Source organism: Stappia sp. WLB 29 (genome assembly GCF_023507705.1).
Classification (GTDB): domain Bacteria; phylum Pseudomonadota; class Alphaproteobacteria; order Rhizobiales; family Stappiaceae; genus Stappia.
Map to the genome: position 1 here is coordinate 163645 of NZ_JALBGD010000001.1, position 15330 is coordinate 178974.

Below are 15330 nucleotides of genomic sequence, written 5' to 3' on the forward strand. Positions count from 1 at the left end.
TTGCTTTCTGGCGGCTGTCCCGGCCGGAAGGCAGCCGCGTGCCGTTTTTGTCGCTCCGCGCATCCTTGGCAAAGTCCCTAACCTGCGTTAGGCCACTTGGCAACCTTCGTCCAAGCGAGGCAACACATGGTCTTCGGTCTCTTTCGCCGGCGTCAGCGTCCGGAAGTGCTCGCCGCTTACACCTCGATCGTGGCACAGGCGCGGCAGCCGTGGCTCTACGCACGGTACAATGTGCCCGATACCATCGACGGCCGTTTCGAGATGGTGATGCTGCACACGATTCTCGTGCTCAATCGCCTCAGGGGCGAGGGAGAGGTCGCGTCCGACTTTTCCCAGCGGCTTTTCGACACGTTTTTTGCCGACATGGATGGGTCGCTTCGCGAGATGGGCGTTGGCGATCTGGGCGTGCCCAAGAAGGTCAAGAAAATGGCCGAGGCCTTCTACGGGCGTGCTGCCGCCCTTGCCGAAGCGCTGGCTGCCGATGGCCTGCAGGATCTCGAGAGCCTCGTGAACCGCAATCTATTCGCCGATGCCCACGATGCGGTGGCCGCGCATGCCATTGCCCGCTACCTGCGCGGTGCTGCGGACGGGCTTTCGAACCAGGATGCCCCGGCTATTATCGCAAACGGGCCGGTCTGGCCTGACGAGCCGACGGATATCGGCTGAAGCAGGAGGCAGACAGAGACAGCTATGACCCTATCAGATTTTCCATTTTCGCATCCGCAGGACGTCCAGCACTTGACCGCGAAGCCGCTCGCCATAGAGTTGCGCCCGGACAAGGCGGGCCTGCAGCGCATGGCCAAGGCCTATTCGCTGGTCGCGCTCACCGACGTTATCGCCCGGTTCGAGCTTCGCAGATGGAGACGCGAAGGCGTCGCCGTGGAAGGGAACCTGAAGGCGCGTGCCAGCCAGACCTGCGTCATCACTCTGGCGCCGGTGGAGCAGGTGATCGACGAGCGTTTCTCTCTGCGCTTTGATCCGGATGCGCAAGCCCTCGCGGGTGTCGCCGACGACGGCGAGATCGATGTGGATGCCTTCGCCGAGGATCCGCCGGACCTGCTGGAGAGCAGCAGGATCGACCTGGGGGCGATCCTGTGCGAGCAGCTGGCACTCGCGCTCGATCCGTTTCCACGTGCCCCGGGCGCCGAACTGCCGGACGGCTTCGGGGACGACGCTGGAGAAGAAGCCGACGACAAGCCGCCGTCGCCCTTCGCCGTTCTGGAGCGGTTTCACAAGCGCGACGAGTAAGCTGGGCCATCCAGCCATCGGGACGGATTGCCAGAAAGCTGTTGTCTCGCCGTTGTAAACGGGTATGTTCCCAACGCTTCAAATGATGGGGGTGGGCTGAGCGTTGCTTGTCGACCGCACCACCAGCACACTCCATCAGTGAGGTGCGGGACCTTGTGAGACGACCCGAAGGGCGGCACAGGCGACAGAAGAATACGACGGCGGAACGGTCGTCCCGGCCCTTTGTGAAGGATCGGAAATTCGGGACAGCAGTGCCGATCGGCAGTGTTCCTCGCTCGGGTAAACGAGACGCGGGCGCCGATCCAGAAGACACGGACAATGGCTCAAACGGTTCGAATCTCGCTGGATGCAATGGGCGGCGACAGGGGGGCGGAAGTCGTCGTACCCGGCGCAGCCCTGGCGCTTGAGCGGCGCCCCGACATCAGCTTCTCCATTTATGGCAACTCGGACATCGTGGCGCCGCTGCTGCAGGCGCGTCCGCGTCTGCGCGAGGCGTCGACCCTGCATCATTGCGAGGTCTCGGTCGCCATGGACGCCAAGCCAAGTCAGGCCCTGCGCCAGGGGCGCTGGAAGTCGAGCATGTGGCGCTCCATCGAGGCGGTGAAGACCGGCCATGCGGATGTCGCCGTCTCCGCCGGTAATACCGGCGCGCTGATGGCCATGTCGAAGTTCTGCCTGCGCACGATGGCGAATATCGAGCGGCCTGCCATTGCCGCCATCTGGCCGACCATGCGTGGCGAGTCCATCGTTCTCGACGTTGGCGCGACCATCGGTGCCGATGCCCAGCAACTGATCGATTTCGCGCTGCTCGGCGGCGCCATGGCGCGTATTCTCTTTTCGATCGAGCGTCCGACCGTCGGTCTGTTGAATATCGGCGTCGAGGAGGTCAAGGGTCTGGAAGAGGTGCGCACGGCCGGACGTCTCCTGCGAGAGGCCAACCTGCGTTCGCTCACCTATGCCGGTTTCGTCGAGGGCGACGATCTCGGCAAAGGCGTCGTCGACGTGGTGGTGACGGAAGGCTTTGCCGGCAATATCGCGCTGAAGACGGCAGAAGGAACTGCCCGTCAGATCGGCAGCTACCTGCGCGCCGCGATGAACCGGACCTGGCGCGCAAAATTGGGCTACCTGCTTGCCAAGGACGCGTTCGACCGTCTTCGTGAGAAGATGGACCCGGGCAAGGTCAATGGCGGCGTGTTTCTCGGCCTGAACGGTATTGTCATCAAGAGCCATGGCGGGACCGATGCGGAAGGCTTTGCAGCCGCTGTCGAACTGGCTTACGACATGGCCCGTAACGACCTGATGAACAAGATTTCTCAGGATCTGAAGAATTACCATCGCGGCCGGTTCGAGCCGCGGGACGGATCGGAAGGTGATAAGTGACAGTGAAGCGATCCATCGTTCTGGGAACTGGCAGCTATCTTCCTGCGCGCAGGCTCACCAACGACGATCTGGCCAAGATGGTGGATACTTCGGACGAGTGGATTGTGCAGCGAACAGGCATTCATGCGCGCCATATCGCCGCCAAAGGCGAATTCACCTCCGATCTCGCTGTTGCTGCCGCACGCAAGGCGCTTGAGGCGGCCGGGTGCAAACCGACCGACATTGATCTCATTATCCTCGCGACCGCAACGCCCGACAACACCTTTCCCGCAACGGCCGTGACCGTTCAGCACAAGCTCGGCATTTCCGGCGGGTTTGCGTTCGACGTCCATGCGGTGTGCTCGGGCTTCGTATATGCACTGGCCACTGCCGATGCCTATCTGCGCGCAGGTATGGCCCGGCGGGCGCTGGTGATCGGCGCGGAGACCTTCTCGCGAATTCTCGACTGGGAGGACCGTACGACCTGCGTTCTGTTCGGCGACGGTGCCGGTGCCATTGTTCTGGAAACCGCCGAAGGCGAGGGGACCACGTCGGACCGCGGCGTGCTGACCTCGCATCTGCGATCCGATGGCGCGCACAGGGACAAGCTGTATGTGGACGGCGGGCCGTCCTCCACCCAGACCGTCGGCCACCTGCGTATGCAGGGCAAGGAAGTCTTCCGTCATGCGGTCTCGATGATCACCGACGTGGTCGAGGCGGCCTTCGAGGCGACCGGCACGGACGCCGAGGCGCTCGACTGGTTCATCCCACATCAGGCCAACCGCCGCATCATCGACGCGAGCGCCAAGAAGCTCGGCATCGATCCGGAAAAGGTCGTCGTGACCCTTGAGGATCACGGAAACACGTCGGCGGCCTCGATCCCGCTTGCACTGGATCAGGCTGTGCGCGACGAACGCATCAAGCGCGGCGACCTGATCATGCTCGAGGCGATGGGCGGAGGCTTCACCTGGGGGGCGTCGCTGCTGCGCTGGTAGCCTGCGCAAAGGCTTGAGCCCTGTGAACTTTTTGCGAACTGCAGCCCCGGCAGACTGTTGACCGCCTGCGCGCGAGCCAATAGGCTGCTATCCGGGTTCGGTGGGCCCTGAAGGGTCAAAGAAAACAATCCCTGACACCGTCGAGCCACGAGGTTCGGCCAAGGAGGGACTATGAGCGGCAGGACAGTAACGCGCGCCGATCTTTGTGAGGCGGTTTACCAGAAAGTGGGCCTTTCCAGATCGGAATCCTCGGAGCTCGTCGAAAAGGTCCTGTCGGAAATCGCAGACTGCCTCGTAGCAGGGGAGTCGGTGAAGCTTTCCTCCTTCGGATCATTCGTCGTCCGGTCCAAGGGCGAGCGCATCGGCAGGAACCCGAAGACCGGTGAGGAGGTGCCGATCCTCCCCCGCCGGGTCATGGTGTTCAAGCCATCGAACGTGCTCAAGAAGCGCATCAACGAGACCATGATGGGAGCGTCCGAAAACGGCGACTGAGACAGCGCCAAAGGACGATGAAGCACCATTTCAGCGACGGTCGAAAAAAGCCCCGACGCCTTTCGCACGATCAGCGAGGTCGCAGATGATCTCGATCTGCCTCAGCACGTCTTGCGTTTCTGGGAAACCCGTTTCTCCCAGATCCGCCCGCTCAAGCGCGGCGGCGGTAGACGGTATTACCGGCCGGATGATATCGATCTGCTGCGCGGCATCCGCCATCTTCTCTACGGCGAGGGGTACACGATCAAGGGCGTGCAGCGGATCCTGAAAGAGCAGGGGCCGCGCTTCGTCATGCAGGTCTGGCGCGAGGACGGTATTGCGCTGGCCGCGCTCGCCGCACAGCAGGTGGCCGACGACGACGCCGACGCCGCAATGCCAACGCGTGCTGCGCCGACCGCCCGGCGACAGATCGAGGCCTCGGACGCCTCGCCTCGCCAGGCCGAGCCGCAGGCACGCCACAAGGCGGAGCCGCAATTTTCCGCGGATGAGGATGACACGGAGCCGTTGCCGCGGGGCATCATCGCCGATAGCGCCGCCTCCGCAGACATGCCGCAGGCCCGCGCCGGCCTTCGGCTTATGGAGCGTCTTTTGGGCGATAGGGGCGAGAGCCTGTCGGGCAACCTCTCAAAGGATGACATCCGCCGGCTTCAGGCGACTCTCTTCGAGCTGCTGGAGTGCAAGAGAATCCTCGATCAGGCGCGGTAGCGTTCGACTGTCGTGCGGCTGCGCTTATTGTACTGGCGGAGCGATCTCCAGTTTCACCGCTGCATACCAGTCGGCGAAGGCGCGTATGTCCTCGTCGGTGAGATCCTCCGCAATCGTCGACATGACCTCATGCTTGCGCTTGCCGAGCCGGAAGGCTTTCAACTGCGTGTCGATATAGATCGCGCTTTCTCCCGCAAGGTTCGGCACATCGTCCATCTGTCCGATGCCCGTTTCCCCATGACAGGCGCTGCACTGCGCCGGCGCTGCATTCGCCGAGATGCCGGGCGGCAGGGTGGCGCTGGCCTGATGCGATCCATACCAGGCGGCAAGGTCGGCAATCGCCGTATCGTCCAGTGACTTGGCCACGACGCTCATCATTTCGTGCACGCGCTGGCCATCCCTGAAGGCTTTTAGTTGCGCACGCAGATAGGTCGGAGGCTCTCCGCCGATATGCGGCGCGATCGGGATGCGCGCCATCCCGTCGAGGCCATGGCAGGTCCGGCACATGCCGGCACGTTTGCGCCCCGCAGCCGGATCGCCCTTGACGGTTTCGGCAAGGGCAGGGGAGGAGCCGAGCACCCGGGCGGGAACTATCCCGCCCAGGCCCGGGCCTGCGAGAAGCGCTGCACAGGCCAGCGCCATCGCCGATCGTCTCATTCTCAGTTCCCCTCGTAGGAGATGCGATAGAGGGCTCCGGCGAGGTCGTCGGAGACCAGGATCGAACCGTCCCGCAGCTGTGCGACATCGACGGGTCGGCCGAGATACTCGCCGTTCTCGTCGATCCAGCCTTCGGCGAAGGCTTCGGTGGTGGCGTTGCCCTCTCCGTCGACGAAGGTCACCATCACGCGGGCGCCGACCGGTTCCGTCCGGTTCCACGACCCGTGCTGGGCGGAGAAGATCGCGTTCTTGTACTTCTCCGGGAACTGCCGGCCCGTATAGAAGGCCATTCCGAGATCTGCTGCGTGAGCCACGGTTTCGACCGCCGGCATCACCACCTCGACGGGCACTTCCTGCCCGGCATATTCGGTGGTGCGCACACTGCCGCCGCCGTACCAGGGGTGCCCGAAATGCTGGCCCGCCGCGGTCTGGCGATTGATCTCGCCCGGCGGGATATCGTCGCCCATGCCGTCCACCTGATTATCGGTGAACCACAATTCGCCGGTCTCGGGGTGGAAGTCATGGCCGACGGAATTGCGGATACCGTAGGTGTAGACCTCGCGCCCCGTGCCGTCGGTGTTGATGCGGATCATGCCGCCGATGCCGTGCTCGTTGTAGAGATCCAGCTTCTCCGCCGGTGCCACGTTGAACGGTTGGCCGAGCGAGATGTATAGCTTGCCGTCGGGGCCGATCTTGCACACGCGCGCCGTGTGATTGTAGCTCTCCTCCGTTGCTGGCACGAGGTCGCCCTGCTTGACGACGTTGAAGGCGGCAACGTCGGGGCTCTCGTAGAAGAATTCGGCCGCCGGATAGACCAGGACGCGGTTCTGCTCGGCGATATAGAGGAAGCCGTCCTTCGAGAAGCAGGGGCCATTCGGGATCGCGAATTTCAGCGAGGGAGCGAAGTCCTTCACCTCGTCCGCAACGCGATCCTTGTTGCGGTCGGTCACGGCCCAGACCTTGTCCTTGCGTGTGCCGACGAAGGTGACGATGCCCTGCGGCCCGACGGCCATGTGGCGGGCATCGGGAACCACGGCGTAGAGATCGATCTTGAACCCGGCCGGCAGCTTGATGCGTTTCAGCGTCTCGCGGATGCCATCGGCATAGGCGCCGCTTTGCTCCACAAATGTGAATTCCGTGGTGCCGGTGCTCTGGAAATTCGACAGTTTCTCAAGGTTGTCCGGCACCGGCGCTTGCGCGGCGGCGAGGGATGTCGCGGCCAGCAGGCCGATGCTTGCAAGCAGAAAGGTCTTCATCGTTTCCTCCGGAATGAGCGACCGCCTCCACGGCCGCTGGTTCGGGATCTTCGTCCCGATTGGTGCCCACAAAGATCCCGGATGCGGCTCTCCTTGAGGACGGAGAGCCGCATCCGGGCAGGTGAGCGGGGGGATATAAAATCATACATATGACAAATATTGCAATTATTCCGGGAGGCGGCCAGAAACGCACGTCTTGCCGCCTCCCGAAGCATGGGGGCAAGAGCTAGAGCACGCCGCGCGACATCTCCGAGGCGATATGGTCCGCCTGCCGGATCGCCAGCGCCACGATCGTCAGCGTCGGGTTTTCCGCGGCACCCGTGGTGAACTGGCTGCCGTCCGATACATAAAGGTTCGGCACGTCATGGGCCCGGCCCCAGCGGTTGACCACGCCATCCCTCGGGTTTTCCGACATGCGGTTGGTACCGAGGTTGTGGGTGGAGGGATAGGGTGGCGTCGGGAAGGTGCGCGTTGCGCCGACCGCCTCGTAGATCGCGATGCCCTGCTTGTAGGCATGGTTGCGCATCGCGATGTCGTTTGGGTGGTCGGTGAAATGCACGTTCGGCGCCGGTAGTCCGTACTGGTCCTTGATGTCGTGGTTCAGGGTGATCCGGTTGGTCTCCTGGGGCATATCCTCGCCGACGATCCACAGGCCGGCCATGTTCTCGTACGAGTCCAGCGCCGTGGTGAACTCGCGGCCCCATGCGCCGGGGTCGAGGAACGCCGCCATGAACGGCAGCCCCAGGGACAGGGTCTCCAACTCGTAGCCGCCCACGAATCCCCGCGAGGGATCGTGACGTGCTTCGTCCTGTACGATGCCGGCCATCGTCGTGCCTCGCCACATGCGGACCGGCTTGTCGAACACCGCATAGACCGATCCGGTCATGTGACGCATGTAGTTGCGTCCCACTTGGCCGGAAGAGTTGGCGAGCCCGTCCGGGAACAGGTTGGAAGCGGAGTTGAGCAGTAGGCGGGGGCTCTCGATCGAGTTGCCCGCCACGCAGACGACGCGCGCCTTTTGCAGGTGCTGGCTGCCGTCCTTGTCGGCGTAAAGCACGCCCGTCACCTTGCCGGCCGCATCATGCTCGATGCGCAGCACATGCGCGCGTTCGCGCACCTCCAGGTTTCCGGTCGCCTCGCCGCGAGGGATGTCCGTATACGCGGCGGACCACTTGGCGCCCCACTTGCATCCCTGGAAGCAGAAGCCGGTCTGCTGGCAGGCATAGCGGTCGTCGCGCTCGGCCGAGTTGATGGCCATGCGTCCGGTATGGACTTCCTTGTAGCCAAGCTGCCGAGCGCCGGCCTCGAGCACCTTGAAGTTGTTGTTGCCCGGCAGGCCTTCGCGTCCGCCTGTGCGCGTGACGCCGAGCTTTTCCTCCGCCTTCTCGTACCAGGGTTCCATTTCGGCGAGATCGATCGGCCAGTCCAGGAGGTTGGCGCCCTGCACGTTGCCGTAGGTGGTGCGGGTCTTGAACTCGTGCGGCTGGAACCGCAGCGAGGCACCTGCCCAGTGGGTGGTGGTGCCGCCGACCGCCTTGACGATCCAGGCCGGCAGTCCGGAAAAGTCCTTGGCCACGCGCCAATCACCGGAGGTCGAGCGCGGATCGAGCCAGGCCAGTTGCCCGAAGCTCTCCCACTCGTCGTTGATGTAGTCTTCCGGCAGGTAGCGCCCGCCGGCTTCCAGTGCCACAACGCTGACGCCCTTCTGGGCCAGTTCGTTGGCCAGGACACCGCCGCCGGCGCCTGTCCCGATGACCACGACGACGCTGTCGTCGTTCAAGTCGAATGGTGCGGCCATGACAGTCTCCTCCCTCAGAGCCAGTTGATGTCGTCGAAGCCCCGGTCGATGTAACCGCCCAGCGAGTAGCTCTCTCCCTCGTATCCGAACAGCGGCCAGACGGCCTTCTGGTTGTAGAGCCCGGTCACGAGCCCGCCGCGCACGGCCTGGAAGAAGGCGCTGTCTTCCATCCCCCGGAGCAGGTCGACGCGCTCGCGTTCCCAGCCGATTGCGAGGTAACCGGCATGCCCCTTGCCCTGGGCGGCCGCGTCGAGCGCGGCGACGCCTGCCTCGACCATCGCTGCCTTCTCCGCAGTGTCGTATCCCTTGACCGCGACAACGTAGTGCTCATCGGGAATGCGGTCGTGCGGATAGATGTCGCGCGCCATCTGCACGAGCGTCGCCAGGGTCTGTGGCTTCAGATGGGCGACCTCCATTGCCCATGCCGCATTGCTGGCGGCGAAGAAGCCTGGTCCGATGACGAACGCCGCGCTTGCTGCCGCGCTGCGCGCCAGCAATTGCCGTCTGGTCATGTTCCTATGGGTCAGTGTTTCGGTCATTTTTCCTCCCTCCCGAAACGGTTGCCCCGTTCAGCGGTAGCGGCCGTGGCGCTGCAGCACCTCGATCTGGTAGCCGTCCGGATCCTGAACGAAGAAGAAACGGGCCAGCAGCGCGCCGTCGCGGTTGAACTCCACGATCTTGCGCGGAGCGAGCCCCGCCTGTTCGAAGCGGGCGTGTTCCGCATCGAGGTCGTCGACACAGAAGGCGAGGTGCCCATAGCCGTTCCCGAGGTCGTAAGGCTCGGTGCGTCCCTTGTTGACCGTCAGCTCGACCTCGAAATCCGCGTCGTCGTTTCTGAGATAGATGAGAGTGAAGTCGTCGAACTCGAACCGGTCGGCAATGTCGAGCCCGAAAGCGGTTCTGTAAAAGCCAGTGGAACGAGCTTCATCGATCACGCGGATCATCGCGTGTATGCATTTCGCCACGAGTGTTCTCCCGGATCAGTCCTGACGGCAGTGCCGGCAGGTTTCTTCAATCGGACTGCTCAGGCCGCAAGACCGCGGCCAGAAGGCTGGTGCCCAGTTCTTCCGATGGAGAAAGGATGCGTCCGGGATTCACTTCGCGGGTAGTAAAGTTTTACTACAGGCGATTTTTTACTCTGCCGCCTCCAGATGCAGCTGGGGCAAGGTCTGCCGAAGCCGCACAAGGCAGGCACAGCGCAGCAGGGAGGTGAAGTTGCGCGTTTCGCCGCGCAGTTCCAGCACCTCGGAATGAAGCTTCGAGATGAAGGCCGGCGTGCTGACGCCCTCGCTCTGCGCGATCTCGTCAATGATTTCCCAGAACGATCGTTCGAGCCGGATGCTGGTGCTTTGGCCGTTGAGTCGCAGGCGCCGGGTTTCGGGCTCGTAGTCGCCGGGATCCTGTCCGGCAAAGAGATGGCACATGTGCAGTCCTCCCACATGACGGCCGGACTTGAGTGTTCCCGGTCCTTGGCAGGCATGGTAGCGCCGTTCGCGTCTTGCACAAGTAGACCTCAGGACAAGCTGTGCGCCGGCTTGATGGACTACGTACGATATCTCGTTAGTGGATCGGCCCGTCCGTGGGAAGATCGAGGTCGTCGCGCTCGGGGCGGGTGATTTCCGCACCGAGCAGATAAGAGAAGGCCGTCACCCCCGTCAGGTCGCTTGCGACCTCGCAGCGGAACACCAAGTCGTACCAGCGGCTGCGCCCCTGGATGGCGGCCCCTTTGGCTTCTAGCTCGCGTCCGGACAGCGTTGCCTCTTCGCGCGCTTCGGCGATCGCGTATTCGAATCGCAGCTTGGGGTGTTCCCGCCGCAACTGCTCGACGGCTTCGTAGGTGCACAGCTGGAAGATCCGCTCCTCGGGATCGGCAAGGGCTAGGTCGGCCAGCGAGGCGCGGCCGAGAGCAGTCTCCCGAAGCCGCGAGGTGTAGAGCGTGCGTGCCGCGACCATTGCACGCTCGCGTGAAGGAGCCTCAGTCAGCCGGTCAGTCGCCTTGCCGGACGGGCTGGCTGGCACGCGGGGCTCGGACAAGGTCTCGGCGCGAGCCGCCTGCTCTGGCTGAGCACGGGGCGACCCAGGGGCGCGAGCAGATGGTTCGTTGATGGAAGCATCCGTTTGGGGCAGGGGCTCTTGCGGCACTTCGGGCGCGCGCTGCTGTGGCAAAGGGCGCGTGTTTGGCGAGACAAGGACGACCTCCATTGCCTCGTCGCCGGCAACGCCATAGGGCTCCGGCGGATCGGCGAAGAGGATCAGAATAAGCGCAGCTGCAACGTGAAGCGCCAGCGATAGTGCTAGGCTGACCGGATGCCAGCCGCTGTCCGGTGAGCTGTCCGCGTCCGCAAGAGCGCTCGCCGGGAGAGCTTCGGCCCCGTCCGTCCGGCCGCGGAGCGGCCCTGAATTGTCGGGAGGTCCTGGAAAATTTGGCTTCACACCGCGCGCTCGCCAGGGTCCCGGTCGCTGCAGGCATGTCGTGCAATCGGCTGGATTGCAAAAAATGGTCGGGCAGGCCGGATTTGAACCGACGACCCCTTCACCCCCAGTGAAGTGCGCTACCAGGCTGCGCTACTGCCCGACTGCCCGCTGTCGCGAGCCCGTTCTCTCTATCCGCTTCGCAAGACGCGCGCAAGCGCTTAAGGCCACGCACTCATCGCTGATGCGCGACCCTGGCGCCGGTTGTGGAGAGACGCCGACTGGCCGAGCTTCTCCAGGCATATTCGCAGGCGATAAGTCCCCAGGCGAGGCCGTAGAGCAAGTAGAGGTGACGCCAGCGGTCGGTGTCGATGATCGCCGACATCAACATGTGGCCGAGCAGGACGACGAACACGCATTGGGCCGCCCAGGTCCAGGGCCGCCGTTGAAAAACCAGCGGAAACAGACGGATGGTGGTGAAGACGACAAGCGACAGATAGGCGACGCCGCCGAGCCAGCCATAGGTGGTGAAGGCCTTCAGATAGGTGTTGTGCTCGTCTTCCGGAAAGAAATTGCGGAACTGCAGAGGCCCGAGACCGAAGGGATTGTCGAGCACCATCTGAAAGCCGAGAGAGTAGCGCGCGAAGCGGCCGAGGCGCGCGGTGTCGTAGTCCTGCACCAGCTTCGCGCGCTGCAGGAGCATGCCGGAGATCGAATCCACCGACAGCGCGACGGCGATCATCGCAAGGAGTGCAAGAGTGCCTGCGATACCGAACAGGATGAGCCGGCTGCGTTCGCCGCGATCCTGCGTCATGCAGAACAGGATGGCGTAGAGCCCGGCTCCGGAAAACGCGGCGAGGCCCCAGGCTGCGCGCGAAAAGCTGAGCAGGATGCCGAAGCTGAGCACCGCAAGGATGGTAATGGCGATGAGTGCGCGACCAAGCGGGCGAGTCAGGACCGCATGCAGGGCGACGGCCCAGGGCAGCACCAGAAAGGGGCCGAAGACGTTCGGGTCCTGGAAGGTGCCCTTGGCACGGCCGTACAGCGTGAAGAGGCTCGAGGGCAGCACACCGAAATAACCGCCGATGCCGAGAATGGCGACGATCACAGCACTCGCCGTATAGGCGTTGGCGATGGTCACGAGGCGCGTGGGATCGCTGGCGGTGACAGCTGCGAAAAACACGGCGGTAAGCGCCAGAAAGCCGGTCACGGCGATGTACATGATCGCTTCGCCGAAATCGTCCGACATCAGCGTCGCCATCAGTCCGCCGCAGATGAACAAAACGATCAGCAGAAGGAGCGGGCCGACGGCCGGGGAGAATCTCGGACTGGCGAGCAACCACCCGGAGAGCACCACCACCATCGCCAGCTCATACGGCGCCGGCTCGCGAAGCACGAAGCCGCCGAGAAACGTCACCACCCACAGCGCGATCGTGCCGATGACGCGCGCGTCGATGCGCAGGCCCGCGCCGCCGGCAAGACCGGTATGGGCGGCCGTGCTCAATAGGCGTTCTCCGACTTGAACAGGGCGAGGGGCGTGGCCAGCAGAATTTTGATATCGAACAGGATCGACCAGTTCTCGATGTAGTAGACGTCGTACTCGACGCGCTTCTGGATCTTCTCAGGCGTGTCCACTTCGCCGCGCCAGCCGTTGATCTGGGCCCAGCCGGTCACGCCCGGCTTGACCTTGTGGCGGGCGAAGTAGCCGTCGACCACCTCGTCCCAGAGTTTCTCGTTGGTGTGGGCGTTGACTGCATGCGGACGCGGCCCCACAAGCGACAGATCGCCCTTCAGCACGTTGAAGAGTTGAGGCAGTTCGTCGAGCGACGAACGACGGATGAATCGGCCGACACGGGTGACACGCGGGTCGTTGCGTGTCACGACCTTTTTGGCCGTCGGATCCGCCATCTCGTGATACATCGAACGGAACTTGAGGACCTCGATCACCTCGTTGTTGAAGCCGTAGCGCTTCTGGCGGAAAAGGGCGGGTCCTTTGCTTTCGAGCTTCACTGCAAGCGCGGTCGCGATCATCACCGGCGACAGCAGCACGATCATCAGGCTGGCGACAGCCAGATCGAAGGCGCGCTTGGCGATGCTGTCCCAATCGGCCAGCGGCTTGTGCACCACATCGACGATCGGCACAGTGCCGATGAAGGACGAAGCACGATCACGGAAGGTGAGCTTGTCGGTATGGGCCGACAGGCGGATATCCACCGGCAGCACCCACAAGGTCTTCAGGAACTCGAGCAGCCGCTTTTCGGCCCGCAGCGGGATCGTCACGATCAGCATGTCGATGCGCGCGATACGGGCGAATTCGACAAGGTCGCTGACGGTGCCGAGCTTCGGATAGCCGGCGACAATCTCGGGCGAGCGGTCGCCCTTGCGGTCGTCGAACAGGCCGCAGATGCGGATGTCGTTGTTGGGCTGGCGTTCGATCTCGTGAATGAAGTCTGCCGCCACCTGACCGCCGCCCACGATCACCGCACGGCGCTCCAGCCTGCCCTCCCGCGTCCATTTGCGCACGAAGATCGTGACCAGCGTGCGGGTCGTCAGCAGCGTTGCGAGGCCAAACCCGTACCAGATGATCAGCAGATCTCCCGGCAACCCGCGCATGACATTGCCGAACGTCTTGGCCATGAACAGAGTGACGAACACCAGCGTCCAGGCGATGGTGATACGTGCCGCCTGCGCGACCGTGTTGCGCATCAAGGGTATCTGGTAGCAGTCCGAAGCTTGGAAGAAGGCCGAGGCCAGCAACAGCGCAGTGCCCACCGGCAGCAGCGCCGTCGAAGACGCCAGCGGTATGCCTCCGGAATGCATGGAGGCGAAGCCGAAAGCTGTCACGATGGCAAGGTCGGCAAGGCGCACGGTGCCGCCAAGCACGCTCGGCGAGACGACCGAGGTCTGCAGGCCGTTGGCGATTTTGATAGCCAGCGGCGACAGCTTGCTGTTGTTGTGCTGCGCAGCGTTTTCAGCCTCCATCTCGGCGCTGCTGGGCATGACGCTGTGCAGCAGTTGTGCTGTGTGGTGCGGCGGCACGTCCTTTGCCTCCTTCATTCATGCCTGCCCGGCGAGCCGGCTTCCCGGTTCGCCAAAGCGCTGGCGGAAACCAGCGTCGGCGCCTCCGGGCTCCGCCCAGCCTTGTCTGGCCGCTTCACGCCTCGGGTCTCCAGATAGAGCGAGGTGATGCGGTCGTTCATCAGTTCGACATTGAAGGTTTCCGAAAGGCACTTGCGCTGCCCCTCCGCCCGTCGGCGCATGGCGTCCGGATCGCTGAAGGCCGCCGCCATGGCGGCGGCCAATTCTTCGGCATTGCCCGGCGTCACCAGCTTATCGGAAAACCGTCCGAAGATCTCGGGAATGCCTCCCACTCGCGTTGCGATCAGAGGCACTTTCGCAGCCACCGTTTCCAGGACGATATACGGCATGGCTTCGGCGCGGGAAGGTACCACGACGCAGCGTGTCTTGCGGAAGGCGTCACGCGCGGGCATGGCTCCGAGGAAAGTGACGCGCTGCTCCAGAGCGAATTCGCGCACCATCGCCTCGTAACGTGGGCGATCCTCGCCTTCGCCGACGATATATGCGCGTGCGGTCATTCCGTAGGTTCTTTCCAGCTGTGCCAGCGCCTGAATGAAAAGATCCGGACCCTTCAGGTCTCTGAGCATGCCGATGAACATGAAGTCGGCCGCATTCGGCTGGGGCGGCACTTCGGAGAATTCTTCCGGTGCCAGTCCGTTATAGACGACGCGCGCGGCAACCTTCGGCTGCGCGACTTTCGATTCGTATGCGGAATATTCGTAATCGGATACGAAGATGAGACCGTCAGTGAAACGCTCCTGCAGCCGTTCCAGCACGAAATAGATGCGCCCTTCGAGTCGCTGCGGATCGTAATGAAGGCTGCCGCCGTGCGGGCAATAGATTCGCGTGACCTTTCGTCCGCGCAGCCGCAGCAGAGTTCCGATCGAACGCGCAAATACCCCGCCTTTGGCGCCGTGGCCGTGCAGGACATCCGGCTGCAGGTCGCGCACATGACGGAAGAGAGAGAGGGCGGCCCCAATGTCTGCGGGTGTAACATGCCGGCGCATCGGGAAGCGTGCGATGCCGAGCGCCAGCTGCGGTGCGAGGCGTGCAATGGCTTCTGCTTCGAAGGTGCCGCCGGTCGAGGCGTCACAGATTACCCCGACCTGATGCCCGGCGCGGGTCTGGGCCAGCGCCAGGTCCGAGATATGACGAAAGATGCCGCCGATCGGGGCGCGAACGATGTGAACGATGCGCAAGGGCGCGGCGGTCATCTGGAAACTCCCTGGCTCAACGCTTCAGCATGCCTGGATTATCTTCCAGGTCACGCTCGAAGAACGTTAGCAGACAGGGATGAGTCGCTGGTTAATCCGCCGGCCGGGAGAAAGCC

General features: G+C 63.5%; 16 protein-coding genes and 1 tRNA gene. 6 read left to right on the plus strand and 11 right to left on the minus strand.

The window, feature by feature from the left end; genetic code table 11:
* The first annotated feature begins 126 nt into the window (after positions 1-126).
* The 6 genes from MNI96_RS00785 to MNI96_RS00810 all read left to right on the plus strand — a co-directional run bounded on the left by MNI96_RS00785 (position 127) and on the right by MNI96_RS00810 (position 4799).
* On the plus strand, positions 127-666 hold the full coding sequence (locus tag MNI96_RS00785) for a ubiquinol-cytochrome C chaperone family protein (RefSeq protein WP_249689456.1): 540 nt from the start codon (positions 127-129) through the stop codon (positions 664-666).
* 72 nt (positions 667-738) lie between these two features.
* Complete coding sequence (locus MNI96_RS00790; RefSeq protein WP_249689458.1) at positions 739-1248, plus strand: YceD family protein; 510 nt, start codon at positions 739-741, stop codon at positions 1246-1248.
* A 318-nt stretch (positions 1249-1566) separates the two neighbouring features.
* Positions 1567-2628, plus strand: a complete 1062-nt coding sequence (plsX, locus tag MNI96_RS00795; protein WP_249689460.1) for a phosphate acyltransferase PlsX — start codon at positions 1567-1569, stop codon at positions 2626-2628.
* Positions 2629-2630: 2 nt separating this feature from the next.
* The gene (locus MNI96_RS00800) at positions 2631-3602 is read left to right on the plus strand and encodes a beta-ketoacyl-ACP synthase III (protein ID WP_249689462.1); all 972 of its coding nucleotides are present in this window, start codon (positions 2631-2633) and stop codon (positions 3600-3602) included.
* A 171-nt stretch (positions 3603-3773) separates the two neighbouring features.
* A complete protein-coding gene (locus tag MNI96_RS00805; RefSeq protein WP_120268056.1) occupies positions 3774-4094 on the plus strand; it encodes an integration host factor subunit alpha in 321 nt (106 codons plus the stop codon).
* Between the two features lie 27 nt (positions 4095-4121).
* Positions 4122-4799, plus strand: coding sequence for a MerR family transcriptional regulator (locus tag MNI96_RS00810; protein ID WP_249690368.1), 678 nt, complete (start codon positions 4122-4124; stop codon positions 4797-4799).
* A gap of 24 nt (positions 4800-4823) precedes the next feature.
* Here MNI96_RS00810 and MNI96_RS00815 read toward each other — a convergent pair whose 3' ends face one another.
* The 11 genes from MNI96_RS00815 to MNI96_RS00865 all read right to left on the minus strand — a co-directional run bounded on the left by MNI96_RS00815 (position 4824) and on the right by MNI96_RS00865 (position 15214).
* Positions 4824-5456 carry a c-type cytochrome gene (locus MNI96_RS00815; protein ID WP_249689464.1) on the minus strand — a complete coding sequence of 211 codons (633 nt, stop codon included), beginning with the start codon at positions 5454-5456 and terminating at the stop codon, positions 4824-4826.
* Positions 5457-5458: 2 nt separating this feature from the next.
* Positions 5459-6712, minus strand: a complete 1254-nt coding sequence (locus MNI96_RS00820; RefSeq protein ID WP_249689466.1) for a PQQ-dependent sugar dehydrogenase — start codon at positions 6710-6712, stop codon at positions 5459-5461.
* A 226-nt stretch (positions 6713-6938) separates the two neighbouring features.
* Positions 6939-8510, minus strand: a complete 1572-nt coding sequence (locus tag MNI96_RS00825; protein WP_249689469.1) for a GMC family oxidoreductase — start codon at positions 8508-8510, stop codon at positions 6939-6941.
* A 14-nt stretch (positions 8511-8524) separates the two neighbouring features.
* A complete protein-coding gene (locus MNI96_RS00830; protein ID WP_249689472.1) occupies positions 8525-9049 on the minus strand; it encodes a Twin-arginine translocation pathway signal in 525 nt (174 codons plus the stop codon).
* Positions 9050-9079: 30 nt separating this feature from the next.
* Positions 9080-9475, minus strand: coding sequence for a VOC family protein (locus MNI96_RS00835; RefSeq protein WP_249689474.1), 396 nt, complete (start codon positions 9473-9475; stop codon positions 9080-9082).
* 168 nt (positions 9476-9643) lie between these two features.
* Positions 9644-9934 carry a ribbon-helix-helix domain-containing protein gene (locus MNI96_RS00840; protein ID WP_120268050.1) on the minus strand — a complete coding sequence of 97 codons (291 nt, stop codon included), beginning with the start codon at positions 9932-9934 and terminating at the stop codon, positions 9644-9646.
* 136 nt (positions 9935-10070) lie between these two features.
* Entirely contained in the window at positions 10071-10463 is a 393-nt protein-coding gene (locus MNI96_RS00845; protein WP_249689476.1) for a DUF930 domain-containing protein, read from the minus strand.
* Positions 10464-11008: 545 nt separating this feature from the next.
* Positions 11009-11085: transfer RNA gene (locus MNI96_RS00850), tRNA-Pro, on the minus strand.
* Positions 11086-11157: 72 nt separating this feature from the next.
* A complete protein-coding gene (locus tag MNI96_RS00855; RefSeq protein WP_249689479.1) occupies positions 11158-12426 on the minus strand; it encodes an O-antigen ligase family protein in 1269 nt (422 codons plus the stop codon).
* The gene (locus MNI96_RS00860; protein ID WP_249689481.1) at positions 12423-13979 is read right to left on the minus strand and encodes an undecaprenyl-phosphate glucose phosphotransferase; all 1557 of its coding nucleotides are present in this window, start codon (positions 13977-13979) and stop codon (positions 12423-12425) included. The genes MNI96_RS00855 and MNI96_RS00860 overlap by 4 nt, the downstream gene beginning before the upstream one ends.
* Complete coding sequence (locus tag MNI96_RS00865) at positions 13976-15214, minus strand: glycosyltransferase (protein WP_249689483.1); 1239 nt, start codon at positions 15212-15214, stop codon at positions 13976-13978. Before MNI96_RS00865 ends, MNI96_RS00860 begins: the two co-directional genes overlap by 4 nt.
* Between the last annotated feature and the right edge of the window lie 116 nt (positions 15215-15330).